This is a genomic window from Thermococcus sp. CX2 (assembly GCF_012027555.1).
Lineage (GTDB): Archaea > Methanobacteriota_B > Thermococci > Thermococcales > Thermococcaceae > Thermococcus.
On record NZ_SNUQ01000001.1, the window covers coordinates 166,850 to 187,627 of the forward strand.

Here is a 20,778-nt window from a genome sequence, read left to right on the forward strand (position 1 = left end):
GGGGTGAGAGCGTGAAGGCCGAAATCAAGAACCTCATCGACCGCGGCACCTACAGAAAGCTCCCGCTCTTCGAGGGCGAACTTCCAGAGGGGAGCTACGTCCAGATAGTTGAGGTAAAGCCCAAGCAGACCGTTAAGAGGCACTATCACGAAAGGCAGTATGAGCTGTTCTACATAATAAGCGGCGAGGCCAGGCTCGGCATAGGCGAGACAGAATACCTTGCGAAGCCGGGCGACATCTTCCTCGTCAAACCAAAAACCGTCCACTGGGTAATCAACGAGAGGGACGAACCCTTCAGGCTCTTCGTCGTCAAGCTGAACTACTTTGGGGACGACTCCGTCTGGCTGGAGGAGTAGCGATGGCCGAAAAGGTCATAGGAATCCTCGGCGGTATGGGACCATTAGCCACCGCGGAACTCTTCAGGCGGATAATCGAGAAGACACCGGCAAAGAGGGATCAGGATCACCCTCGGATAATCATCTACAACAACCCTAAAATCCCTGACAGGACGGCCTTTATCCTTGGGAAGGGGGAGGATCCAAGGCCAGAGCTCATAGAGGGCGCCCGCAAGCTCGAGAGCTGGGGAGCGGACTTCATAATAATGCCATGCAATACAGCCCATTTCTTTGCGGAAAGCATCCAGAGGGCCATAAAGATCCCGCTCGTCAGCATGGTGGAGGAGACCGCAAAGAGGATAGAGGAGATGGGAATTAGAAAGGTCGGTCTGCTCGCCACGGACGGGACAATTAAGGGCCTGATATACCACCGGGCACTTCTCAACAGGGGAATAAAGATAGCCGTGCCAAACCCCGAGTATCAGAAGCTCGTAATGGAGGGCATATACGAGGGCGTCAAAGCTGGAAACCTCGAGCTCGGTAGGGAGCTGCTCCTCAAAGTTGCCGAAAGGCTGGAAAGGAGGAGCGAGGCTATAATAGCCGGCTGCACTGAGGTGAGCGTGGCGATTGGGCCAGATGATTTGGGCGTTCCCCTGATAGACCCCCTGGATGTCATAGCGGAGAAGGCAGTAAGGCTGGCCCTTGGAATGGAGGAGCTCGGTGATTAAAACTCCACCACCATCCCGGAATGGAGTTTGTGGAAGTTCTCCCCGTAGGCCTCGAGGAATGCCGCCTCCGCCCTCAGCCCCGTGCAGTGGCCAGTATAAACCTCATCCACGCCCAGGTCGAGGAACGCCTTCACTGTCCTCTTTATCCTCTCAGTGCTTTCATCTATCAGGTGAAAGCCCCCAATGACGGCCCTCACCCTCTTCTCGCCGGTCAGCCTCATGGCGTGCTTCACTATGCTCACGATTCCAGCATGGGAACAGCCGCTAACCACGACGAGCCCTTTGGGAGTTCTTATCGCAAGGCTCATGTCGTCAAGGAGCTCGTCCTTCACAACGCGCCCGTCTTTTATGGTGTAAACATCAAGACTGGCCCGCTCAAAGTCCTCCCTCTCGCGAACCTCGCCCGTGGAGTAAACCCCTTCGACTATCTCGATTGGTTCGGCCGTGAGAAAGAGCTGGGTGAGCTCTTCGATTTCCTCCCGCCTGAAGGGGACGCCAACGTCCCTCAGGCAGGGCCTGGTGATGAAGTGCTGCCTGAAGATGGTAGGGTGAGCTATAACTGGAACCCTGCGGCCAATTGCCTTTAACATCTCCAAAAGCCCGCCGGTGTGGTCGTAGTGGCAGTGGGAGAGGAAGACGTAGTCGATGGTCGATGGCTCAAGCTCAAGGAGTCTCATATTGTGGAGTATCGGCCCAGCGCTCTGGCCGACGTCGAAGAGAATCCTTTTGTTTCCGTGCTCGATGAGAAAGCTCACGCCGTGCTGTGCCAGAAAGGGGCTCTCATAGCCGGAGTAGTCCTCGACGAGGGTGTATATCTTCATAGGATCACCGGAGGGATTAGTGCATTTCCCGAATTATATTTTTCGGCACGCTACCAAACCGCAGGCCTTTAAAACCCCTCCTCCAATTTACCTCGGTGGTGAGCATGGAGATAGGAGTTGTAGGAAAGCCGAACGTCGGGAAGTCCACCTTCTTCTCGGCCGCGACCCTCGTTGACGTTCAAATTGCCAATTACCCCTTCACAACGATAGATGCCAACGTCGGCGTTACCTACGCGGTAGCGGAGCACCCCTGCAAGGAGCTCGGCTGTAAGCCAAACCCCCAGAACTACGAATACAAGGACGGCCTCGCACTCATCCCCATAAAGATGATAGACGTCGCCGGCCTCGTCCCGGGGGCCCACGAGGGGCGCGGCCTGGGCAACAAGTTCCTCGACGACCTGAGGATGGCTTCGGCGTTAATCCACGTCGTTGATGCTACTGGTAAAACAGACGCTGAGGGCCAGCCAACTGATTATCACGACCCTGTTGAAGACATTGAGTTCCTCGAGAGGGAGATAGACTACTGGATATACAGCATACTCAGGAAAAACTGGGAGAAGTTCGCCAAGAGGATAAAGCTCCAGCACCTCAAGTTGGCGCAGGCTATAGCCGACCAGCTGACGGGGATAGGCGTCAGCGAGGAAGACGCCTTCGAGGCCATACACAGGCTCGGTCTGGACAGCGACCCGACGAAGTGGAGCGACAAAGACCTGCTCGCCTTCGTGAGGGAGCTGAGGAAAGTGAACAAGCCGATAATAATAGCCGCCAACAAGGCCGATGCAGCGAGCGATGAGCAGCTTGAAAGGCTCAAGCGGGAAGGGGAGAAGAGGGGCTACATAGTTGTCCCAACGAGTGCCGCCGCCGAGCTGACCCTTAGAAAAGCGGCCAAGGCGGGCTTCATAGACTACGTTCCTGGTTCGAGTGATTTCAAAATCCTGAAGCCGATGAGCACCAAGCAGGAAAAAGCACTGCAGCTGATAAAGGAGAGGGTTCTAGACCGCTTCGGCTCCACGGGCGTCCAGGAGGTCATCAACAGGGCTGTTTTCGAGCTCCTCCAGCTGATCCCGGTCTATCCAGTGGAGGACGAGCACAAGCTCACGGACCAGTTCGGCAACGTCCTGCCGCACGTCCACCTACTCCCCAAGGGCTCGACGCCAAGGGATTTGGCCTACAAGGTTCACACCGACCTCGGGAAGACCTTCCTCTACGCTGTTAATGCCAAAACACACAGGCGCGTCGGAGAGGACTACGAGCTCCAGTTCAACGACATAATCAAAATCGTCGCCACCGCGAGGTGAGCGCGAGGAGCAGAAGGGCCACCATTAACGCGGGTCCGCAGATAACCCTGGGTTCGCTTCCATTTTCACCATTTTCTGTGGCTTCTTTGGGTGAACTTTCACCGCTTGGAGTCAGGGTGTCTTTGTTGTATTCCCCATATGATGTGGTCGTGGAAGTACCAGCAGGACTTTGGTTTGACGCCTCTACGCACGGGTCAACCCCAATCCGCTGAAGGTCCACGTCGGCGAGATAAACGTCTTTAATCCTCCATTCTTTGGCGTATTCACAGATTAAAGCCGAGAACTCCTCCACCTGCGATTCATCGCTCAGGTTGACGTAGCTCAGCGCGAGTACTGAAACGTTTAAGCCTTTGAGCTTCTCTATCTGCCCGAACTCCCACTCGAGCTCGTTTTCGCCAAAGATTTCGTAGCGGCCGCTCGTGAAGTTGTAGTAGCTCACAAAGTCCTCGAAGAGAACGTAATCAACGTAGGGAGCTATCTCCCCCGCTATCGAAAAGCCCCTGTTGGCGATTATCGTTATGTTGGGATAGCGCTCCCTTATGGCCTTTACAAGCTCGACCATGGCCTCTCTCTTAGAGGGGTACAAATCCACGTAGTCAAGATTGTCGAGAAAAACCCCGTTAAAACCCCTTGAGAGAATGTACGGAACGGCCTCCTCGAGGATTATGCGCTCCCATTCCGGCGAAGCAAAGTCAACCACTCCCTCGTTCCAGTTCTCGTTCTCGCCTATGAAGAGCCACTGGGGAACGTCTTCCGCCCACGGCTCCCAGCCGCCAACGGTCGCAAGGCTGACGTAGCCGGCGACGGTGTGGTTGGCAGAAAGGCGGGAAACATAGGTCGGGTCAATGGTGGGCGGAAGAATGAGGATGTCAAACTTATCGAGCTGAGCAGTTTCGTCCGGACCAACGGGGCCATAGTAAACCGCAAAACTTGCGGATACAGGAAATGATAGGCTCAACATACCAATTAAAATCAGTAAAAGAGGGCCCATCACAGGCCCCGCTTCCAAACGGTGAACTGAACTTGACATGGGAAGGCCCCCTCTGGCACCGGTGTCCAGTAGTTTGCCCAGTAGTTGACGGGCTCAAGGGTGCCTTCGTGCTCTATGGGGTCAAGCCCGGCAACGTTTTCTACAGGACCGAAGCAGACCAGTTGGACTTTGGCACCGTTTATCGAGTCCTTAACAGCCCATATGCGGTAGTTAACCTTGTATGTACCGTCTCCGTTGTCCTCCAGCCAGACTTCAAATTTAAAGCTTCCCTGATCCTCCACCTGATTTGGCATACTTCCAGGGGTCACGGTGAGTGCTGTTGAGTACGGTGCCGATATTGCACCTATTGCGCGGATTACTAAGAGGATTACCACCAACGCGGCCGCTATCATAAAGAGATATTCGAGGGAACCCTGGCCTTTGCGGGAGTCCATACGCATCCCCGCTAATACATTGGGGGGTAAATATATTTACGTTTTATCCTCGAGTTCGTGAAGGAGCTCTTGGTAAAGCCTTGGTTCGACGTCTTCTTTTCTCAACCCGAGCCTTCTTGCGATGTCCCATATCCGTTTTTTGGCATAGCTCACATCGTCGCTCATTACCTCGATGTCGAGAAAGGCCCCTAGCCCTTCCACTTCACTCAGTTCGAATGTCACGTCATTGAGCCGGTAAACTAAACGCCTTTTCCTGACCCAGATGTCCTCCTCGAAGCCGAGCCTCTTCAGTATCTCCCGCATCTTTTCGAAGTCTGAGATTTCCACCTCTATCTCATCGAACTCCTCGTTCTTTCCAGGATCTTCAATCCGTTTGTAGGTCAGAAAAGCGCGCCCCAAATTGACTATCCTCCTTATTCGGAGGAGCTCCGGAAGAGAAAGGGAAAAGTATAGGTCCTCCTGAATTTCTTCCCTCACAAATACAGCGCCAAGGGACTCTATTGCCGCCTTGGTCTTATTGAATTCAACTCGGAACTTGATCTCTATCTCCATTTAGACCCCCACTAAGAAGCCAACAAGCCCCTTGCCCTTGGTGAAGCTATCTATTGGAAACACTTCAACCTTCTTGAGAGTTGGGAGTGCCCTTATGGTTTCGTCCACAAAGCGATTGAGCTTTTCGCGGTTCTCTTCACCTATTAGGGCTATAATCCCGGCCTTTCCACTCCTTGCAACGGCCAGGACATTGGGCAACATGGAAAGAGTTTTCATTATGTGCAGGATGTACTTCTCGAGGAAGTCCTCTATGATCGGGGTTTCGGCCTGTATGTAAACTATGGCAAGGCTCTTGGGCTGGAGCCTCTCGCCAAGAACTATGGTATATTTATCAATGACGTTCCGCTCTTGGAGCTTTTTAATTCTAAAATGGACTGTAGATTCGGGCCTACCAAGCCTCTCGGCTATTTCTGATATTGTTAATCTTGCGTCCTCTTTCAGGAGGCGAAGTATTGCCCTATCGAGGTCATCAAGCTGAATCATACTAACTCCCCCATCGCGGGTATACCTCGTTTTCGAGTCCAAGAACATCTAAGATTTTTCCAATTATAAAGTTTACCATTTCGTCCAAAGTTTTGGGTTTTGTGTAAAATCCTGGAGAAGCTGGCATCACAATAGCGCCAGCTTGAGTCACCTTCACCATATTTTGGAGATGTATCAAGTTTAGTGGCGTCTCCCTGATAAGTAGTACAAGTTTTCTGCGTTCTTTTAAAGCAACGTCTGAGGCCCTGGTTATTAAGTTATCGGCGTAGCCGTTGGCTATAGCGGAGAGAGTCTTCATCGAGCATGGGGCAATTACCATGGCGTCGAACCTGTGGGAACCGGAGGCGATTGGGGCGAAAAGGTTGTCCTCGGTGTAGTCGGGCTTGAAGTCAATGCCAAGTTCGTGCTTTATGACCGCCAGCCCGGTTTTGGAAGCAACCGTCACAACATCGTGCCCCATGTCACGTAAAACCTCAATCAATCTCACACCGTAGATTACGCCACTCGCCCCTGTTATTGCAACCACTATCCTCATGTTTCACACCAAATGCCCTATGGCACGCTTAGTTTTAACGTTTTCTGAGGACGGTAGGTTTTTATACACCCCGAAGTTAGTTTATTAACGGCTGGTTGACATGACCAAGAGGATCCCAGAGATAATGATAAGGAGCGCGATTACGGTTGTGAAAGAACTGGGTGGAAAGGCATTAGTTGTTTTAGAGGATGTTGATCCAAACACGATCCCGGATATAGACGTTACGGTTGTGATACTAAGCTCTTCCTTCGATGTGGAGAACGACAGGATCAAACGAGTCTCCATTCCTCAGAACCTCGATATAAATAACGTTCTCAACCTTATCTCGGCTTTTCTCCTCGAGCACGATATAGTCAAGGAAGGGGATTCTTTCGTTTACGTCACCAGTGAGCTGATTGGAGTCAAAACGGTCAAGAAGAGCCTCTCCGCGATGCGCGGGTTCTTTGCCCAGAACCAGAACGTCCTCCAGCGGCTCCTCGAGATAGCCATCGAGCTGAGCATCGAGGGACGAGAGGGTACTCCAGTCGGGACGCTCTTCGTCATCGGCGACACGAGGAACGTGCTCAAGCACTCTCACCAGATGATACCCAACCCCTTTAAGGGCCACAAGATAAACGTCCTCGACAGAGACAGTAAGGAAATCATTAAGGAGTTTGCCCAGCTTGACGGGGCCTTCGTCATAAGCAACACGGGCAGAATCATTGCGGGTGGGAGGTATATAGAGGTTGATCCCAAGGCGATTGATCTAATGCTCCCACCTGGGCTGGGAAGCAGGCACATAGCGGCCGCAGGGATAACCAAACTCACAAAGGCAGTCTCCATAAGCCTCTCCGAGAGCGGCACGATAAGAATCTTCAAGAACGGTCTGATGCTCCTTGAGTACAACCCAAGAATTAGGTACTGAAGGAAACTTTGCGCCAGCAAAGTTTCATCAAAAGTTTTTGGCTTTTAACGAACTAAATTTTGGGGTTGCATTATACTATGATGGGCTTGTTTACAGTGGATTTCCTCTTCAATCGGCAGTTTAACTTGAGTTCCTCTCGCTCAACGCCCGCCAAGCGTCTAAAAACGTTGAACTCGCGTTTTAAGGCGCCCAATAACATAGAATTCATATTCAATCTGTTATCTTACGGAGGTTCCATTCTTTTCGCGAGCCTTCAAAGCTTGTCCTAAAGGTTCAAAAAGAGAAGAGACTCAGAAGAGCCACTGGTTTTCGATACACTCATCACAGGGCGGCTTTTCGCCGGCTATGGCCTTGAACTTGGTGTAGATGCACTCGACCAGTCCGAGCGGGCAGCGCTCCGGCGTAACACCCGGCCTGACCTTGGTTGGGTCAAGCTTTATTTTGATATATGCTTCGTACTCCTCGACCTTCTTCCATGGGAGTACCTTTGCGCCGTAGATGACGAGGTTGTCGTATATCTTGGCGTAGTCGCCGACGACGGCATTCTCCTTTAGGAGGACGTTCTTGCCAACAACGACGCCTTCTCCGAGTATGGAGTCCTTTATCTCGGCCCTCTCCTTGACGATGTCGCTGCCTATCAGGATGGCCCTCTTGAGGTATGCCTTGTCTTCAATGATGCTGTTCGGGCCGATGTAGGTGTAGGCCTTTATCTTGACGCCGTGGCCTATCTTGACCCCCTCATCGATGTAGACAGGCCCCTGGATCTCAACGTCCTCCGGAACCTCTGCGCCCTCTCTTATGGTATAGTAGCCATTCTGCTTCGTTATCTCGTCCATTGCTATCTGGTGGGCGTAGAAGATATCGTCTGACGTTCCGAGGTCGATCCAGTAGTACTCACGGGATATCTGGTGGGCGTAAACCTCTCCCTGGGCGACAAACTTTGGAAGGATTTCTCTCTCAAAGTAGACCTCCTTGTTCTTTGGAATGGTCTCGAGAACCTTCTTGTTCACCATGTATATTCCGGCATCAACGAGGTTAGTCTTTGGCCTCTTGGGCTTCTCTTCAAAGTGAACGATCTTGCCCTCCTCGTCAACCTCGACGACACCATACTTCTCTGGGTCATAGACTTTAGTAACTGCAACGGTGATAAGGCCATCTTTTTCTTTGTGAGCCTCTATGAGCTCCTCAAAGTTGAAGTTGGTGAAGACGTCACCGTAGATGACGAGGAAATCCTCGCTCACGTAGTCCTCAACGTTCTTGAGTGCTCCGCCAGTTTCCAGTGGCATAGGGTCGTTGACGAAGCGAATGGTCTTAGGATAGTCGCTCATCTTCTCGTGGATGAACTCCCTTATCTCTCCCCTCATGTAGTGAACCGACAAGATAATCTCATCGATTTCGGGTATCTTTTCCAGACTCTCCAGAAGGTACTGAAGGTTGGGCTTGCCGAGAACTGGCACCATCGGTTTTGGTCTGGTCGATGAAAGTGGCCTGAGCCTCGTTCCAAAACCGCCAGCAAGAATAACGGCTTTCATGGTATCACCGTTTAACACTCGGACGGAAAACTTATATATTTTACGGCTGTTAAATATGCCCCACGATGAACGGGAAGGATGTGATGTTCATTTTTGTTCTTTGAGTTTGAACTCGGCGATGGTGTAGACTTCCCCTTTGAATCGGAAGCAAGAGCCAGGGCAGATACTTTTAAGCGGACACGTTTCACAGGTAGAGCTTCCGAGTTCGACCTTCTCCACGTAGCCCAAGCTCTCCAGGACCTTCAGCGCTCCCTCAACTTCTTCCCGTGGAAGGGAGAGCTCCTCGGCGATTTCTTCTATGCCTTTACCTTTCCTTATCAGCTCAAGGATGCGCTCCAGCATGGTTTCACCTCAAAAACCCAGGGCAATGCCGATGTGCCAGACGACTATCCCAACAACCGAGGCAAGGGCTATCATGTAGAACACCGTAAAGGCGGCCCACTTCCAGCTGCTCTCGGCCCTTATCGCGCCGATGGTGGCTATGCACGGAACGTAGAGGGTCGTTACAAGGGCGAGCACGTAGGCCTGAAGGGGCCTCATGATGCCGACTATCGCTTCCTCGCTTCCGTAGATTATCCCGTAGGTGGATATAACGTTCTCCTTGGCGATTATCCCGAAGAGCAGGCTGACAGCAGCTTTCCAGTCCAAGCCCATCAGCCCTATATATGGCTCGAAGAACTTGCCGAGTCTTTCTGCGTAGCTACCTCCGGTTCCGATCGGTACGGGGTAGGTGCTCAAGTACCAGATGGCTATTGAACCGAGGAGTATTATCGTCCCGGCCTTCTTGATAAACTCCTTACTCCTTTCCCAAGAGTGGAGCAGGAGGGTTTTCCAGGAGGGGACGAGGTACTCGGGCAGCTCTATTATGAAGGGGCTCTCCTCCCCTTTTATCACAAACCTGCTGATGACCCAGGCCATCAAGAGCGCGAGGAGTATGGAGGTGGCGTATATGCTTACCGCCACGAGGGCCTGACGCTCCACGAAGAAGGCCCCGGCTAGGAAACTTATAACGCTCAGCCTAGCACTGCACGGGATGAGTGGATTGACGAGCATGGTCAGCAGTCTATCCCTCTCGTCGTCGAGGGTTCTCGTGGCCATCACCGCTGGAACGTTGCAGCCAAAGGCAAGGACGAGGGGTATGAAGCTTTTCCCGGAAAGCCCGAACTTGCGCATAATCCTCTCCATAACCACCGCAGCCCTCGCCATGTAGCCGATGTCCTCGAGCAGGGACATGGCAAGGAACAGGAGGAACACCAGCGGGAAGAAGCTAAGCACCGAGCCAACTCCTGCTATCACTCCATCGACCAGAAGGCCGCGTAGGGTTTCGTTCGCTATGTGGGGCGCGAGCCACTCGCCAAAGCTCGAGAAGGCCTCGTCGAGCAGTCCCTGGAGGGGCATTCCAAAGGCAAACACGAACTTGAACATTAGATAGAATACTCCAAAGAGGGCAATGAGGCCATAAATCGGATGAGTCAAAACCCGGTCGAGCTGGTCGCTGAAGGTCTCACCCTGCTCATGGGAGTACCTGACGAATTTATGCATTAGACCGTCGATGAACTCGTACTTCTGACTGGCGATGATCAGATCCATTGCACGCTTGTAGCGCTCTTCGACCTCGCTTATATGGGTCATTATCTCGTCAAGCTTTTCACCGCCAAGGTGCCTCAGAACGAGCTTTATTACCTCCTCATCCCTCTGCAGGAGTTTGATGGCAAGCCAGCGGAGGTTGTACTTCTCCGCCAGGGAGGTCCCGCTGAGAACCTCGGTTATGTGCCGGATCTCCCTCTCAACCTCCGGATCGTAGGTTGGAACAACAGGCTTGGCCTTCAGCTCTCCGTTCGCCATTCGGTATATCTTTTCCTTGAGTTCCTCGATGCCGATGCCCTCCTTAGCACTGAGGAAAACCACCGGAACTCCAAGGACTTCCTCCATCTTTTTGACGTTTATCTCAATGCCCCTCTTCTCCGCGAGGTCTATCTTGTTGATGGCTACGATAACGTTGTCGAGGCCCATCTCGAGTATTTCCATTGTAAGAAAGAGGTTCCTCATGAGGGCGGTTGCATCGAGGACGTGGACTACAACGTCCGCACTCCTCTTGAGCAAAAAATCTCTCGCGACAAGTTCATCGATGGAATGGGCAGTCAGGGAGTACGTTCCGGGCAGATCTACTACTAAAAACCTCTGCCCACGGTATTCAAGGATTCCTTCCTTTTTCTCGACGGTCACGCCGGGCCAGTTGCCAACGTGCTGCCGCATTCCAGTCAGTGAATTGAAAATCGTGGTCTTTCCGACGTTTGGGTTTCCGGCCAAGGCAACGATCTTCATCATGGCGGACACCTTAGAGCTTTCTTACCATGACCTTGCTCGCCAGTCCCCTGCCTATTGCGAACCTTGCCCCTCCAACGGAGAAGATTATTGGCCCCATCGAGTGTGATTCGATGACCTGAACCATCGCCCCGGGACTAAGCCCCATGGAAACTAACCTCTGCCTCGCGTAGTGCCCACCTGCTATGTTCACCACGATTCCCTTTTCTCTCGGCCCCAGGGCGCTTAAAGGTACAATCATGTGCATCACCGTTAGGTTATCCTAATTCTGTTCTGAATACATAGAGAGCCTTAAAAAGCTTTGGTGAGCCTAACAAAGCCTAATGGTTCGAAATCAGAAAATCTCAGGTTCCAACGTAGGCACACTCGAAATCTGCATGTTAAAACTTTGGAACTTGGAAAGATATTTAAAGGATGGGAGAAAATATAACTAATTGAACTCCGGAGGTGTGTTATTTATGGAGGAGATCTCCCCCGAAGAACCCAAGAAGAAAACTTCCCTCGGCATGGACGAGAACATCGAGGCTCTGTTGGCCTATGTGCTTATGTGGCTCACTGGCATAATCTTTCTGGTACTCGAAAAGGAAAGCGATTTCGTCCGTTTCCACGCTATGCAGTCAACGATTACATTCCTCGGGATCAACATTATTCAGATAGTTCTGTGGATGATCGGTGTGATCCTTGGAGCAGTCTTCGGCCCACTGGTGGCTCTCATTGGGATCTTTATCATGCTCGTGAACCTTGTGGGTCTGATTTTCTGGGTACTCGGAATGATCAAGGCCTACCAGGGCGAGTACTACAAGTTCCCAATCTTTGGCGACCTCGCCGAGAAGTGGGTCGGCAAAGTGAACGTCTGAGGCTTAGGTTTTTAAGCCCCCTCTTATATTTTTCCCCATGATTGGGCGCGTTGTGGAAGACATAGTGAACTTCTCCGAGAGAAACGGACTTTACGAAAAGAGGATTCTCCTCATGTTTTCCGGCGGGAAAGATAGCAGTCTGGCCCTTTACCTGCTCAAGGAAGCCGGCTTGGAAGTGTCGGCTTTAACCTTCTTCCACCGCTGGAGCTGGAGGGAAACGCTGAACTGGTCGATGAAGTTTACCAAGAAACTCGGAGTCGAGCATTATCTCGTTGATGTTACTGAGGGCCTTCTCAGGGAGGCCGCTGGGAGGAAGGGGCCGATATGCATCAACTGCAAGAAAGTCATGCTCTGGAACGCCAAGTGGTTTGCACTCAACAACGGCTTTGACATCTTAGCCAAGGGCGACAACGCCAATGACAAAATCATCGGTGCCCTCCTCGACCAGTGTAAATCGGACATACGGCTTTGTGACATTCCGAGGGTAGGCGTTCCCTTCTTCAGGCCGCTGATTAAATACACCGCCGAGGAAGTTGAAGCCCTTGCAGAAGAGGCTGGCATAAGGCCCTACCGCATGTACGAGCACGCCAGGAGGAGGCAGTGGCGCGAGGGCTGTCCTTTGCAGTACATAGACCGTGAGGAGATTGTAACGCCCGAACTCATGGATTTGGCTTACAGGGCGAACTACGAGATAAGCAAGCTCGCGAGGAGGAAGAAAGTTCGCATGAGCGTCCGCGTTCCGAGCTTTGAGATAATGTGTTGGGACTGCGATGAGGAAACGCTGAGGGAAGCTCAGGAGCTCGTGGAGACCTTCAGGGAGGAGAGAAGATGAAACTCCCGCTCGGCAAGCTCCGCAACGATATCCTGAGGGAGGTGGTCTTTCCCAATCTCGGCATCGAAGACCCCAGGATAGTTTACGGGCCGAGGGAGGGGTTTGACTCGGCCGTCCTCGAATACGACCACGAGCACTACTTAATCGTCGCCACAGACCCGACACTTGGCGTGCCTGAAGAAACCTTCGGATTCTTCACCTACCACTTTGCAGCGAGTGACGTTGCTGTTTTTGGTGCCAGACCTAGGTGGCTGATAGTTGATCTGCTCTTTTCGCCAAGAACCGAAAGAAGTTTCCTGGAAAACGTCATGAGAAGTCTAAACACCGAGTGCCGCAAGTATGGAAGCTCCGTAATTGGTGGCCACACCGGTGTCTATCCATCTATAACTGAGCCCACCGCTACAACGACCGCGATGGGTCTGGTAAGGAAAGACGAACTAAAGCTCCCGCTGGCGGAGCCGGGCGATAAAATAATCGTCACCGCCAAGATCGGCCTTGAGTTTGCCGTTTCTGCCGCGTATTTCTTGGAGGAGGAGCTGAGAAAGTTCCTGACCTTCAAGGAGATTGAGAGGCTTAAGAGGCTTTTCGCATTTGAGACCACCCTTCCTGATGCCCTAATTGCCAAGCCTTTCGTCAGGGGCATGCACGACGCGACGGAGGGTGGCCTAACGGCCCTCCACGAGATAGCCGAGAACTCGGGGGTTGGGTTCAGGGTCTACGCAGATAGGCTCTACCTCGATCCACTCGTCAGAAGGGTTCTCGACTTCTATGGCCTTGAACCCTGGAACGTCTCTTCAACTGGGACTCTAATAGCGATAACGCCTCCTGATAAAGCCGATACTTTAATTGCAGAATTACATAAAAATGGAATTGTGGCATTCGAGCTCGGCGAGTTTACGGAGGAGAAGGAGAAGATTTTAGTGGAGGGGAAGGACGAGAGACCCTTCCCAACCTTCGATGGCGACCCCTACGTGGAGCTTTACGGAAAGGGATAAATCCGTAGAAAGCTCACTTAACCCTGAACCTCAGCAGGGCCGCGAGACCGCCCAATGCCTTAAGCTTCTCACCGCCTTCGTGTTCCGAGCTGACGATAATGACTTCGCCGCGGGAGTACCTGACCGAATCCATGAGCTCTTCTATTTTTTCTCTCATCTCGCCCTTGAGCAGCTCGTCGAGGACCAAGAGGGTCTCGACCGCCCCGTAATTCACAGCCTCTTCTACCTCCCTGAGACCGTAGGCTACTAAGCCGTTGTTCCTCGCTATGTTCTCCAGGACCTTCTCTACCAGCTGAACTTCCTTGGCAACGCGGTTCTCGTGGTAAACCCTGTCAACGGTTCCGCGCTTTATGACCTCATATATGCCCGTCCTGCCCGTTACGCTCGTGTCCTCTATGACTACCTTCTTGGCCAGCTCTGGATAGTTTTCCCTGAGGAACTTGTAGAAATCCTCCTTCACGAAGCCTGGACCCGCAACGATGGCTTTTTCCACTCTCTCCCTGCCCATTATCTCCTCCATCGTCTTCGCCACGTCATGGAAGAACCGCTTTTCTTCGGCCTCCCTGTCGGTGTTGTACCTCTTCCCGCCGAGGTTGTACCTTATGCTGCTCAGTATCTCGACGCCGTATTCTCTCACCAGCGCCATGTCAGCCTCGCCGTCGTCAATGACCACAATCATCACGCGGGCCCTCTTAGAAGCCTCGACGGCCTCGCGAAGGCGTCCGATGTGGTGCTCCCTCCAGCGGGGCTTCTGAATTGTAACGACCGTCCCCTCTTCAATTGCTATGGTGTGGTACTTGCCGAGGGGAACGTCTTCCCTGCTCGCGTAGACTATCGGTCCAGTAACGCGCACCTGGTTGGCAAACTTGTGAAAGTTAATCTTCTCGGCTTTGACGCCGAGAAAGACGGGGATGACCTCGACTTTTTCTGCCCTGAGAGAGTCGGCACGCTGGCTCTGCTTCCTCAGGGTCTTCGCGTAGACTACATCCCCCTCATCGATGATGTGGTAGAGGTGCCAGAGGTCATCGAGGGTTTCTGCCTTGACCTTCACCTTGCCCTCCTTTGGGTCCTCGTGCAGTATTTGCATCTCCTCACCTCCCTAGAAGAATTGGCCTAGAAACTTTAAAAAGTTGTGAAAGAAGGAGTTAGATGAGCTCCCTCTCCGTCTTGGTGAGCCTCTTTGCCCCGTTCTCGGTTATCAGCACGGTGTCCTCTATACGGACTCCCCCGAACTTGGGGATGTAAATGCCCGGCTCGATGGTTATCACCATTCCGGGCTTGAGCTCGGTGTCGTCCTGCTGGCTGACGCGTGGCCACTCGTGGATTTCGAGGCCGACGCCATGGCCCGTTGAGTGGATGAAGTAGTCGCCGTAGCCATATTCTTCTATGACACTTCTCGCAACACTATCCAGTTCTTTGGCAGTCATGCCCGGTTTTGCCGCTTCAACAGCCTTCTTCTGGGCCTCAAGGACTATCTCATAGATTTCCCTCTGCTTCGGGTTCGGGTTTCCGACGACTATTGTCCTCGTTATATCGGAGTGGTAGTGTTTGTAGAGAGCCCCTTCGTCGATAACGACTAAGTCCCCCTTTTCAATTCTCTTGTCGCTTGCGACACCGTGGGGGAGCGCCGAACGCCAGCCGCTGGCCACTATAGTGTCAAAGGCAGGCTTTTCTGCCCCGTTAACCTTCATAGCGTATTCCATCTTGGCGGCTATTTCCCTCTCGCGCTTGCCCTCGCTTATCTCTTCAACGGCCACCATCATGGCCATATCGGCTATTTTGCATGCTGCTTTGATGACATCTATTTCTTCCCTCGTCTTGATTATCCTCATCTCTCTGATAAGCTCATCGATGGATTCGAAGTTATTAACTCCCACCTTCTCCCGGAGCGAGTTGACGAAGCCGAAGCTGGCGCTCTCCTCGATTCCGAGGTTCTCAATTTTGAACGATTTGAGCTTGTCAAACAGCTCCATCGAGGTTTTGAACTTCTCCACCGGGACTTTAGAGGTCTCATTAGCTTCTTCATATTCCAGCTCCGGGACAAGAAAAACGCTCTCGTCTGGGGTGACGACTAGATAACCGCCGAGGACGGGTGAGCTTCCCGTGAAGTAGAAGAGATTCTCCCTCCTCTTTATTAGAGCAGCATCAAGGCCTTTCTCGGAGATGTACTTCTGGAGCCTTTCGATTCTCATCATAATCACCAAACCTGATGATGGGTTTTATGAATAAAATCCTTTCGGGAGGAAAAGGATTATAACTCAGCCCGTGATACATCCAACTATGGTGGTTTACTTATTCGACTTCGATGGAACGCTTGTTGACAGCAGGCAGGCCGTCGAGAAGGCCCTGAGGATAGCCATCGAGAAGACGATTCCAGCTGTTATAGAGAGCGACCTATACGGTGACTATTATAAGGCGCTTTTCCTCTTCATCAAGGGCAAGCTCACCTACCAGTACCTCGGTGTCATCCACGAGCTCGTCGCTCAGGGAACGATACATGAGTACTATCAGCTCATGCCCAAGTACATCAAAGACTTTCCATTTGCCCGCGACATCGTGAGAACCCTTAGAGAGCGAGGAAGATACGTAATCTCATTCTCCGGCGAACACACCTACCCAGGTGGGAAGGCCATTTTCATGAAGAAGACTAACTGGTACGATGAGTTCGACGATGTCATAACCTTCAAGGGAACAAAGGACATGCTCCAAAAGTTTGAGACCCTCAGGGAGCTTTATCCAGACGAGCCCTTCGTCTGGGTTGACGACAGTCCGAGCCGGTTCACCTTCGTTACCGATGAGAACACCCTCCTCATCCAAAAGGCCTCACCCTACAAACAGGATGTTGCTCTTCTCTTCGAGAGGCAGAACTTCCTTAAGATCAAGAGCCTCAGGGAGCTTCTTGACATAGATAAAAGCCTAACGGAGTTTCTGTAGTCTCCCTTCAAACGACGCTCCGGTCCACTCTCAGGATTCTTCCAGGGGGACAAAGTAAAACTTAAAAGACCCCGTTCTTGAATCCCTCCCGGTGGAGGTGAGGGCGATGAGGAGGAAGGCCATCGTCCTTGCCTACGCCGGAACCAAGGAGCACCAGGACAACTACCACATGATTCTCAAGCCCCTTGGGGTTGAGGGCAGGGAGCAGGCGGCCCAGCTCATCGGCAGGAAGGTCGTCTGGAAGACCCCAACCGGCAGGAAGATGTTCGGAAAGATTCTCAAGCCCCACGGCAACAAGGGAGAGGTCAAGGCCTACTTCAAGCCCGGCCTCCCTGGACAGGCCCTCGGCGACTACGTCGAAATCCTTTAAACTTCCCAACCTTTTCTTTCCTCGGTGAGAGAATGGAGCTGGTTGAGGTTCACGAAGGTCTCGCGAGGATTCTCGTTCCAAAGGCCGAGCGCATTTACGATGCCCCCGTCTTCTACAACCCCGTTATGGCGCTGAACAGGGACGTAAGCGTTCTTGCTCTGAAGGTTCTCGGTTCAAAGCGCGTTCTCGATGCCCTTTCGGCAACGGGGATAAGGGGCATCCGCTACGCCCTCGAAACGTCAGCTGAGGAAGTGTGGCTCAACGACATAAACCCCGACGCTTTTAGGCTGATAGTCGAGAACCTGAAGCTGAACTTTTCGGGGGAGCCTGAGTTCCGCGAGAAGAAAGTGGTTCTTAGAGGGGACAAGACCCTCGTGGCAATGAACGCAGATGCCAACAGGCTGATGAACGAGCAGTTTAGGTACTTCGACTTTGTTGACTTAGACCCCTTCGGCTCGCCGATGGAGTTCCTTGATTCGGCCCTTAGAGCCGTGAAGAGGCGCGGTACTTTGGCTATCACCGCGACCGACACTGGAGTCCTCTGCGGGGCCTACAGGAACGCCTGCCTGCGCAAATACCTTGCAGAGCCCATAAGGGGTGAGCTCTGCCACGAGGCAGGCCTTAGGATCCTCATCGGGACCCTCGTCAGATACGCGGCGAAGTATGACCTCGGCGTTGAAGTTCTGTTGGCTTATTACAGGGACCACTACTTCAGGGCCTTCCTCCGGCTCAGGAGCGGTGCGAAGAAGGCCGACGAGAGTATGAAGCAGCTCGGCTATCTGTATCAGGAGCCGAGCGGGAGGTTTGACTACGAGAGGGCCTTTCTGCCGTCAAAAGTCAAAGCATACGGCCCGCTCTGGTTCGGCCCGTTGAAGAGCCAGGAGTTCGTTGAGGAGCTCTATAAGCTGAGCAGAGCCTCTCCGCTCGGCAACGCGAAGAAAACCCCCGAGTTCCTGGAGCTACTCAGAGACGAGCTGGACGTTCCGTTCCACTACGACACCCACGCTTTAGCCAGAAGGCACGGCCTCGAGGTCAGGAAGCTGGCTGGAGTCATCGAGATACTCCGCGAGAAGGGCTACAAGGCAACGAGAACGCACTTCTCGCCGACGGCTCTTAAAACGGACGCACCCTTTGAGGAGGTGCTCGAGGCTTTGAGGGAGCTTCAGTGATTTCGTATTGACAAGAAGTCGGAATTCCTTACTCTTCCGATAGGCATTTTAACCTTTCTTCGGATTTCTTATGGGGGGTGGGCAGATGGACGAGATGCTCAAACTCGCTAGGGAGTTCTACAAGGACGAGTACGCGGATTCGGTGCTTTATGCCCAGCTGGCCAAAATCGAGAAGGATGAAGAAATCAAGGGGGAGTTTCTGAGGCTCTCCAATATAGAGTCGAAGCACGCCAAGTTCTGGCACGACTTCATAGTGATGCACGGTGGAGAAGTCCCGAAGCCGAGCATTAAGAGGCTCACCATCTGGAGCACCAAGCTCCTAAGGAAGCTCCTCGGTCCCGGTTCGGTTGCTTCCCTCCTTGAGATGGGCGAGAACAGCGCGATACAGGAGTACTTCAAGTACCTCACGACCTACGCCGACCGCTTTTCCGAGGAAGAAATGAGGAAGATACGGGAGGTCATCCTCGATGAGCTCGAGCATGAAAAGTTCTTCTACGAGAGCAAGCAGCGCTTCCACGTCGAGAACATCCGCGACCTCGTCTTGGGCATGAACGACGGCTTAGTTGAGATACTCGGTGCGGTCACTGGCCTTTCAGCCGTCTATCCTCACAACCCCCAGCTTGTCGGAATAAGCGGTCTCATCGTCGGCGTTGCTGGAGCGCTCTCGATGGCGATAGGCAGCTTCATCTCTGTCCGCTCCCAGAGGCAGGTGAACGAGAGCATTAGGGATAGAATGGAGGTTCTCTTCCGCGTTTCCCCTGAGAGGGCAAAGGAGGAACTCATGGATAAGCTCATCGAAGGAGGAATGCCCGAAGAAGTCGCAAGGGAGGTGGCTGAAGAACTCGCGAACAACAGCGACGCCATAATGAAGCTCCTCATTCCAGAGGCCGATGAAAACGAAGTGAGGGCGGCACTATACACGGGCTTTGCCTACCTGCTCGGCGTCGCATTCCCAGTTACGCCTTACTTCCTGGCTTCAAGCTCCCTAACGGCGCTGCCTTTCTCGATACTGTTCGCGGGCTCTGCTTTGGCCGTCGTCGCAACGCTGATCTCGCTCCTGTCGGGAATCTCAATAAGAAAGAAGGTCGCAGAGATGGTCGCGACTGGCCTCGGAGCCGCGTTCCTGAGCTACCTCTTCGGCCGCTTGATGGAGGCCCTCTTCAACGTCTCGGCGCTTTAGACTTCCCTTCTCTTTGGATTTTCTCAGGCAATCATACCTTCACATGCTTCCACTTTCCGCGCTTGAACACCCACCAGAAGAGGGCAGCTGTAGTGAATGTCTCGAGGCTCATGGCTATCCAGGCCGCTATAACGCCGAGACCCTCAAAAGTGAATCCCGGGAATGTCCATTGGCCAAGTGTAAAGCCCGGAATAGTGAAGCCAAAACCGAGCAGATATGCGGGGACTATCCTGAAGAGCAGCTTGCTCACCGCGGTTATGTACATCGGGCTCTTGGTGTCTCCCGCTCCCCTCAAAGCTCCGCCAATGACGAAGAGCCAGCCGAGGGGTATCTCACTTATGCCGACAATTATCAGGTAAATCGCCGCGAGCCTGAGAACCTCTCCGTAATTCGGGTCGCTGGGGCTGATGAAGGGCATGACGAGGTAGCGCGGGAAGGCTATAAGGATCACCGCCATGGTGGCCATGAAGAGGCTGACCATCTTGATGGCCTCGTAGACGGTCTTTTCGGCTTTATCTGGCCTTCCCTCGCCGAGGCTCTGGCCAACTAAAGCGGCCGTTGCCACGTTGAAGCCAAAGGCCGGCATGTAGGCTATGCTCTCCACCCTAAGGCCGACCTGGTGTGCGGCCAAAGCTATGGTCCCGAAGCGCGTCACTATGCTCATGTAGAGGAAGTTGTAGAAGCTGAACAGCCCGCGCTCGACCATCGTTGGAATGCCTATGCGCAATACCCTCCTGGCCATGTCGGTGTGGAAAGACCAGCTTGGCTTGAAGTGAAGCACAAGCCTGCCGCTGCTGAGGAGGTAGAGGCCTATCAGGAAGGAAGTCGTTATACCAATTCCAGAGGCCCACGCCGCTCCAACTGGGCCGAGCTTTGGAAAGCCGAACTTTCCGAAGATTAGCAGGTAGTCGAAAACCGCGTTGACGATGTTCATGAGTATGCCGAGCTTCATCGGCGTTTTTGTGTCTCCGGCCCCCCTGAGGGCGGAAAAGGCTGTGAATCCGACGAACCTTATTGGGTAGAAGGCAAAGAGCACCTTTATGTACTCGTAGCCGAGCTCAATGACGTTATCGCTGGCACCCATAATCCTAAGGATATCATCGCCGAAGAACCAGCCGAAGAGCATCACGGGAATTCCGAGGAGAAAAGACAGGTAAAGACTCTGCTCTAAAGCCAAAGTCGCGTTTTCCTCGTCCTTGGCACCGACGAACCTCGCGACGAGGGCGAGGGTTCCCGTAGCAACCGCCGCCATTATCGGCATCATGAACCAGCTGACCTGACCGCCGAGACCAACCGCGGCCAGGGCTAGCGCCCCGAGCTGGCCAACCATCATCATATCAACTAAGTTAAGGAGGGTCTGGGATATGTTGCCCATGATGGCCGGCCAGGCAAGCTTCCATAGCCTTTGCTGATCCTCTTTGAGGTGCAGCATTAAGACGTCCCTCTAAACGGTGAGATAAGAGTGGAGCTTAAAAGGGTTGTGGTGGATACCTAATATAACGG

At 52.9% G+C, this 20,778-nt stretch carries 24 protein-coding genes; 11 read left to right on the forward strand and 13 right to left on the reverse strand.

Features of this window, described 5'->3' with window-relative positions; all coding sequences use genetic code 11:
* Positions 1 to 11: 11 nt before the first annotated feature.
* Positions 12 to 356 (forward strand): cupin domain-containing protein, encoded by a 345-nt coding sequence (locus tag E3E23_RS00960; RefSeq protein WP_167905741.1) that lies wholly within the window; start codon positions 12 to 14, stop codon positions 354 to 356.
* Positions 357 to 358: 2 nt separating this feature from the next.
* Positions 359 to 1,063 (forward strand): aspartate racemase, encoded by a 705-nt coding sequence (locus E3E23_RS00965; protein ID WP_167905743.1) that lies wholly within the window; start codon positions 359 to 361, stop codon positions 1,061 to 1,063.
* On the opposite strand, the gene E3E23_RS00970 is transcribed toward E3E23_RS00965, so the two are convergent.
* Positions 1,060 to 1,884, reverse strand: coding sequence for an MBL fold metallo-hydrolase (locus tag E3E23_RS00970; protein ID WP_167905745.1), 825 nt, complete (start codon positions 1,882 to 1,884; stop codon positions 1,060 to 1,062). The genes E3E23_RS00965 and E3E23_RS00970 overlap by 4 nt on opposite strands.
* A gap of 104 nt (positions 1,885 to 1,988) precedes the next feature.
* Between E3E23_RS00970 and E3E23_RS00975 the strand changes: the two genes are divergently transcribed.
* Positions 1,989 to 3,182, forward strand: a complete 1,194-nt coding sequence (locus E3E23_RS00975) for a redox-regulated ATPase YchF (RefSeq protein ID WP_167906511.1) — start codon at positions 1,989 to 1,991, stop codon at positions 3,180 to 3,182.
* Here E3E23_RS00975 and E3E23_RS00980 read toward each other — a convergent pair.
* From E3E23_RS00980 to E3E23_RS01000, 5 genes are read right to left on the reverse strand one after another with little or no spacing between them, the layout of a single operon-like run.
* Positions 3,157 to 4,173: an endo alpha-1,4 polygalactosaminidase gene (locus E3E23_RS00980; protein WP_240920711.1), complete on the reverse strand. Its 1,017-nt coding sequence runs from the start codon at positions 4,171 to 4,173 to the stop codon at positions 3,157 to 3,159. The two genes, E3E23_RS00975 and E3E23_RS00980, sit on opposite strands and share 26 nt — an antisense overlap.
* Complete coding sequence (locus E3E23_RS00985; protein WP_240920712.1) at positions 4,173 to 4,607, reverse strand: class III signal peptide-containing protein; 435 nt, start codon at positions 4,605 to 4,607, stop codon at positions 4,173 to 4,175. The genes E3E23_RS00980 and E3E23_RS00985 overlap by 1 nt, the downstream gene beginning before the upstream one ends.
* 36 nt (positions 4,608 to 4,643) lie before the next feature.
* Positions 4,644 to 5,159, reverse strand: coding sequence for a class IV adenylate cyclase (gene cyaB, locus E3E23_RS00990; RefSeq protein ID WP_167905751.1), 516 nt, complete (start codon positions 5,157 to 5,159; stop codon positions 4,644 to 4,646).
* Positions 5,160 to 5,642 (reverse strand): Lrp/AsnC family transcriptional regulator, encoded by a 483-nt coding sequence (locus tag E3E23_RS00995; protein ID WP_167905753.1) that lies wholly within the window; start codon positions 5,640 to 5,642, stop codon positions 5,160 to 5,162. It abuts the gene before it with no gap.
* Position 5,643: 1 nt separating this feature from the next.
* Complete coding sequence (locus tag E3E23_RS01000; RefSeq protein ID WP_167905755.1) at positions 5,644 to 6,177, reverse strand: UbiX family flavin prenyltransferase; 534 nt, start codon at positions 6,175 to 6,177, stop codon at positions 5,644 to 5,646.
* Between the two features lie 100 nt (positions 6,178 to 6,277).
* Between E3E23_RS01000 and E3E23_RS01005 the strand changes: the two genes are divergently transcribed.
* Positions 6,278 to 7,081 (forward strand): diadenylate cyclase, encoded by an 804-nt coding sequence (locus E3E23_RS01005; protein ID WP_167905757.1) that lies wholly within the window; start codon positions 6,278 to 6,280, stop codon positions 7,079 to 7,081.
* 290 nt (positions 7,082 to 7,371) lie between these two features.
* Here the strand turns inward: E3E23_RS01005 and E3E23_RS01010 are convergent, their stop codons facing one another.
* From E3E23_RS01010 to E3E23_RS01025, 4 genes are all read right to left on the reverse strand, one after another.
* Complete coding sequence (locus E3E23_RS01010; protein ID WP_167905759.1) at positions 7,372 to 8,613, reverse strand: sugar phosphate nucleotidyltransferase; 1,242 nt, start codon at positions 8,611 to 8,613, stop codon at positions 7,372 to 7,374.
* An 87-nt stretch (positions 8,614 to 8,700) separates the two neighbouring features.
* The gene (locus E3E23_RS01015) at positions 8,701 to 8,955 is read right to left on the reverse strand and encodes a DNA-binding protein (RefSeq protein WP_167905761.1); all 255 of its coding nucleotides are present in this window, start codon (positions 8,953 to 8,955) and stop codon (positions 8,701 to 8,703) included.
* 9 nt (positions 8,956 to 8,964) lie between these two features.
* Complete coding sequence (gene feoB, locus E3E23_RS01020) at positions 8,965 to 10,941, reverse strand: ferrous iron transport protein B (protein WP_167905763.1); 1,977 nt, start codon at positions 10,939 to 10,941, stop codon at positions 8,965 to 8,967.
* Positions 10,942 to 10,951: 10 nt separating this feature from the next.
* A complete protein-coding gene (locus E3E23_RS01025) occupies positions 10,952 to 11,185 on the reverse strand; it encodes a ferrous iron transport protein A (RefSeq protein WP_371807508.1) in 234 nt (77 codons plus the stop codon).
* A 211-nt stretch (positions 11,186 to 11,396) separates the two neighbouring features.
* Here E3E23_RS01025 and E3E23_RS01030 point away from each other — a divergent pair, with 211 nt between their 5' ends.
* From E3E23_RS01030 to E3E23_RS01040, 3 genes are read left to right on the forward strand one after another with little or no spacing between them, the layout of a single operon-like run.
* Positions 11,397 to 11,795, forward strand: coding sequence for a DUF4870 domain-containing protein (locus tag E3E23_RS01030; protein ID WP_167905764.1), 399 nt, complete (start codon positions 11,397 to 11,399; stop codon positions 11,793 to 11,795).
* Between the two features lie 37 nt (positions 11,796 to 11,832).
* On the forward strand, positions 11,833 to 12,627 hold the full coding sequence (locus E3E23_RS01035) for a 7-cyano-7-deazaguanine synthase (protein WP_167905766.1): 795 nt from the start codon (positions 11,833 to 11,835) through the stop codon (positions 12,625 to 12,627).
* A complete protein-coding gene (locus tag E3E23_RS01040) occupies positions 12,624 to 13,622 on the forward strand; it encodes an AIR synthase family protein (protein WP_167905768.1) in 999 nt (332 codons plus the stop codon). Before E3E23_RS01035 ends, E3E23_RS01040 begins: the two co-directional genes overlap by 4 nt.
* A 13-nt stretch (positions 13,623 to 13,635) precedes the next feature.
* Here E3E23_RS01040 and E3E23_RS01045 read toward each other — a convergent pair whose 3' ends face one another.
* Both E3E23_RS01045 and pepQ read right to left on the reverse strand, forming a co-directional pair.
* Positions 13,636 to 14,709, reverse strand: a complete 1,074-nt coding sequence (locus tag E3E23_RS01045; protein ID WP_167905770.1) for an mRNA surveillance protein pelota — start codon at positions 14,707 to 14,709, stop codon at positions 13,636 to 13,638.
* A gap of 58 nt (positions 14,710 to 14,767) precedes the next feature.
* Entirely contained in the window at positions 14,768 to 15,820 is a 1,053-nt protein-coding gene (pepQ, locus tag E3E23_RS01050; RefSeq protein WP_371807518.1) for a Xaa-Pro dipeptidase PepQ, read from the reverse strand.
* 82 nt (positions 15,821 to 15,902) lie between these two features.
* Here pepQ and E3E23_RS01055 point away from each other — a divergent pair, with 82 nt between their 5' ends.
* From E3E23_RS01055 to E3E23_RS01070, 4 genes are all read left to right on the forward strand, one after another.
* Positions 15,903 to 16,556, forward strand: a complete 654-nt coding sequence (locus E3E23_RS01055) for a haloacid dehalogenase (protein WP_167905772.1) — start codon at positions 15,903 to 15,905, stop codon at positions 16,554 to 16,556.
* A 106-nt stretch (positions 16,557 to 16,662) separates the two neighbouring features.
* Positions 16,663 to 16,926, forward strand: coding sequence for a 50S ribosomal protein L35ae (locus tag E3E23_RS01060; protein ID WP_167906517.1), 264 nt, complete (start codon positions 16,663 to 16,665; stop codon positions 16,924 to 16,926).
* Positions 16,927 to 16,958: 32 nt separating this feature from the next.
* Positions 16,959 to 18,095 carry a tRNA (guanine(10)-N(2))-dimethyltransferase gene (locus E3E23_RS01065; RefSeq protein ID WP_167905774.1) on the forward strand — a complete coding sequence of 379 codons (1,137 nt, stop codon included), beginning with the start codon at positions 16,959 to 16,961 and terminating at the stop codon, positions 18,093 to 18,095.
* A gap of 85 nt (positions 18,096 to 18,180) precedes the next feature.
* Positions 18,181 to 19,275 carry a VIT1/CCC1 transporter family protein gene (locus tag E3E23_RS01070; protein ID WP_167905776.1) on the forward strand — a complete coding sequence of 365 codons (1,095 nt, stop codon included), beginning with the start codon at positions 18,181 to 18,183 and terminating at the stop codon, positions 19,273 to 19,275.
* 31 nt (positions 19,276 to 19,306) lie between these two features.
* Here E3E23_RS01070 and E3E23_RS01075 read toward each other — a convergent pair whose 3' ends face one another.
* Positions 19,307 to 20,707: an MATE family efflux transporter gene (locus E3E23_RS01075; protein ID WP_167905778.1), complete on the reverse strand. Its 1,401-nt coding sequence runs from the start codon at positions 20,705 to 20,707 to the stop codon at positions 19,307 to 19,309.
* Positions 20,708 to 20,778: the final 71 nt, after the last annotated feature.

What these genes read in the sequence shown, in the direction of transcription:
- feoB (WP_167905763.1), bottom strand. Translation starts at nt 10,941, where the DNA reads ATGATGAAGATCGTTGCCTTGGCCGGAAACCCAAACGTCGGAAAGACC.
- E3E23_RS01035 (WP_167905766.1), top strand. Translation starts at nt 11,833, where the DNA reads ATGATTGGGCGCGTTGTGGAAGACATAGTGAACTTCTCCGAGAGAAAC.
- E3E23_RS00995 (WP_167905753.1), bottom strand. Translation starts at nt 5,642, where the DNA reads ATGATTCAGCTTGATGACCTCGATAGGGCAATACTTCGCCTCCTGAAA.
- E3E23_RS00980 (WP_240920711.1), bottom strand. Translation starts at nt 4,173, where the DNA reads ATGGGCCCTCTTTTACTGATTTTAATTGGTATGTTGAGCCTATCATTT.
- E3E23_RS00975 (WP_167906511.1), top strand. Translation starts at nt 1,989, where the DNA reads ATGGAGATAGGAGTTGTAGGAAAGCCGAACGTCGGGAAGTCCACCTTC.
- E3E23_RS01045 (WP_167905770.1), bottom strand. Translation starts at nt 14,709, where the DNA reads ATGCAAATACTGCACGAGGACCCAAAGGAGGGCAAGGTGAAGGTCAAG.
- E3E23_RS01040 (WP_167905768.1), top strand. Translation starts at nt 12,624, where the DNA reads ATGAAACTCCCGCTCGGCAAGCTCCGCAACGATATCCTGAGGGAGGTG.
- E3E23_RS01000 (WP_167905755.1), bottom strand. Translation starts at nt 6,177, where the DNA reads ATGAGGATAGTGGTTGCAATAACAGGGGCGAGTGGCGTAATCTACGGT.
- E3E23_RS00965 (WP_167905743.1), top strand. Translation starts at nt 359, where the DNA reads ATGGCCGAAAAGGTCATAGGAATCCTCGGCGGTATGGGACCATTAGCC.
- E3E23_RS00985 (WP_240920712.1), bottom strand. Translation starts at nt 4,607, where the DNA reads ATGGACTCCCGCAAAGGCCAGGGTTCCCTCGAATATCTCTTTATGATA.
- E3E23_RS01060 (WP_167906517.1), top strand. Translation starts at nt 16,663, where the DNA reads ATGAGGAGGAAGGCCATCGTCCTTGCCTACGCCGGAACCAAGGAGCAC.
- E3E23_RS01070 (WP_167905776.1), top strand. Translation starts at nt 18,181, where the DNA reads ATGGACGAGATGCTCAAACTCGCTAGGGAGTTCTACAAGGACGAGTAC.
- E3E23_RS01015 (WP_167905761.1), bottom strand. Translation starts at nt 8,955, where the DNA reads ATGCTGGAGCGCATCCTTGAGCTGATAAGGAAAGGTAAAGGCATAGAA.
- E3E23_RS01075 (WP_167905778.1), bottom strand. Translation starts at nt 20,707, where the DNA reads ATGCTGCACCTCAAAGAGGATCAGCAAAGGCTATGGAAGCTTGCCTGG.
- E3E23_RS01005 (WP_167905757.1), top strand. Translation starts at nt 6,278, where the DNA reads ATGACCAAGAGGATCCCAGAGATAATGATAAGGAGCGCGATTACGGTT.
- E3E23_RS01030 (WP_167905764.1), top strand. Translation starts at nt 11,397, where the DNA reads ATGGAGGAGATCTCCCCCGAAGAACCCAAGAAGAAAACTTCCCTCGGC.
- E3E23_RS01010 (WP_167905759.1), bottom strand. Translation starts at nt 8,613, where the DNA reads ATGAAAGCCGTTATTCTTGCTGGCGGTTTTGGAACGAGGCTCAGGCCA.
- E3E23_RS01025 (WP_371807508.1), bottom strand. Translation starts at nt 11,185, where the DNA reads ATGCACATGATTGTACCTTTAAGCGCCCTGGGGCCGAGAGAAAAGGGA.
- cyaB (WP_167905751.1), bottom strand. Translation starts at nt 5,159, where the DNA reads ATGGAGATAGAGATCAAGTTCCGAGTTGAATTCAATAAGACCAAGGCG.
- E3E23_RS01065 (WP_167905774.1), top strand. Translation starts at nt 16,959, where the DNA reads ATGGAGCTGGTTGAGGTTCACGAAGGTCTCGCGAGGATTCTCGTTCCA.
- E3E23_RS01055 (WP_167905772.1), top strand. Translation starts at nt 15,903, where the DNA reads ATGGTGGTTTACTTATTCGACTTCGATGGAACGCTTGTTGACAGCAGG.
- E3E23_RS00970 (WP_167905745.1), bottom strand. Translation starts at nt 1,884, where the DNA reads ATGAAGATATACACCCTCGTCGAGGACTACTCCGGCTATGAGAGCCCC.